The 1,486-nt window shown below is 71.5% G+C and carries 2 protein-coding genes; one reads left to right on the forward strand and one right to left on the reverse strand.

Annotation, left to right across the window (positions count from 1 at the left end):
• Positions 1–32: 32 nt before the first annotated feature.
• Positions 33–725, reverse strand: a complete 693-nt coding sequence (locus LCD35_RS23005; RefSeq protein WP_224968909.1) for a TetR/AcrR family transcriptional regulator — start codon at positions 723–725, stop codon at positions 33–35.
• A gap of 168 nt (positions 726–893) precedes the next feature.
• Between LCD35_RS23005 and LCD35_RS23010 the strand changes: the two genes are divergently transcribed.
• Positions 894–1,486 (forward strand): SCP2 sterol-binding domain-containing protein (locus LCD35_RS23010; RefSeq protein ID WP_225044837.1); only part of this gene is annotated, 593 nt, incomplete at its 3' end.

The raw sequence follows: 1,486 nt of genomic DNA on the forward strand, positions 1-1,486 counted from the left end.
GGTGGCGGCGCGACCGCCACCACCACTCGGCTTCAGTCGAAGGCGGCGCCGTTCGAGGCGTCGCCGCCGGGCGACCAGGAGCGTCCTTCGACGAGGTCGCCGAACCCCATCCACGCGAGGTTCATCAACCGCATCGCCAGTCCGTCCGCGGTGTGCTCGGGGTGTTCCACCCACCAGTCCAGCAGCGATTCGGCGGCGCCGACCAGCGCGGCGGCGAACGGTTCCATCTGCTGCGGCTGCATCGGCTGCGCGGCGCCTTCGGTGGCGCGGGCCAGCAGGGAGGCGATGAGGACCATCGCCCGTTCCCGCCACTGCCCGAACTCGGCGGCGAACGGTTCGCCGCCCGCGGGTGCCTGCCGGTGCAGCAGCACCCAGCTGGCCCGGTTCCGCTGCACGTAGTCGAAGAAGACCCGCAGGCCCCGCCAGAGCTGCTCGTCGGGGCCGACCTCGGGGTCCACGGCGGTGCTGATGGCTTCGATCAGCCGGGTGGCCTCCCGCTGGATGCACGCCACGAACAGCTCCTCCTTGGAGCCGAGGTAGGCGTAGATCATCGGTTTGGAGATGCCCGCGACTTCGGAGATCTCGTCCATGGACGCGAGGTGAAAGCCGCGGGCCGCGTAGACCTCGACGGCGGCGTCGAGGATCTGCCGTTCCCGCACCGAGCGCGGTAGCCGCCTGCTGCGGGGTCGTGGGCTCTCCTCGTGATCGTCCGGGTCGGGCCGCATCCCACCTCCTGTTCTCCCGCCGCGGGCGGTGTTGCGGGCCGGTTCCGCGGCGTGCTCGGCTTGGTCCTGATCTGCGGGAGAGGCTAGAGCAGAACGATCAGCGGGATGCCTTGCCCGCCTTACCTACTCACCCGTAGTCTTACTTGTCAGTAGGTAATGGGAGGTCACATGTCCAAGTCGGATCCGGCCGCCGCGCTCGCCGAGGTCGACCCGAAGAAGATCGGCGAAGAGGAGTTCGTCGCGCTGCTGGCAGCGGCCTCCGAGCACGCCGCCGACGGGGCTGCGGACCTCAGCGAACTCCGCCCCGAGCAGTTCGCCAAGCTGATCTCGCGCGCCTCGGCCAAGCAGGTGGAGGCGGTCATGGCCCGCCCCGAGCTCCGCGTGCAGGTGCTCGACGAGGTGTTCCGCCGCATGAGCGAGCACTACAAGTCGGACAAGGCCCGCTCCACCGAGGCCGTGGTGCGCTGGCGCATCGGCACCGACGAGCAGGACACCGTCCGCTACGAGTCGGTGCTCTCCGGCGGGACCTGCACGGTGAACAAGGAGCCGCAGCACGACGACCCGCGGGTCACCATCATGATCACGCCGGTCGAGTTCCTGAAGCTGGTCTCCGGCAACGCCTCCGCGCCGGTGCAGTTCATGACCGGCAAGTTGAAGGTCGCCGGCGAGGGGGGGGGGGGCGCCCCGGGGGCCCCCCGGGGGGGCGGGCCCCCCCCCCGGCCCCGGGGGGCGGGGGCCCCCCCGGGGGGGGGGCGGGGGGG

Origin of the sequence: Saccharopolyspora sp. 6V (assembly GCF_020176785.1) — a bacterium.
In the GTDB taxonomy this organism is placed as follows: domain Bacteria; phylum Actinomycetota; class Actinomycetes; order Mycobacteriales; family Pseudonocardiaceae; genus Saccharopolyspora_C; species Saccharopolyspora_C gregorii.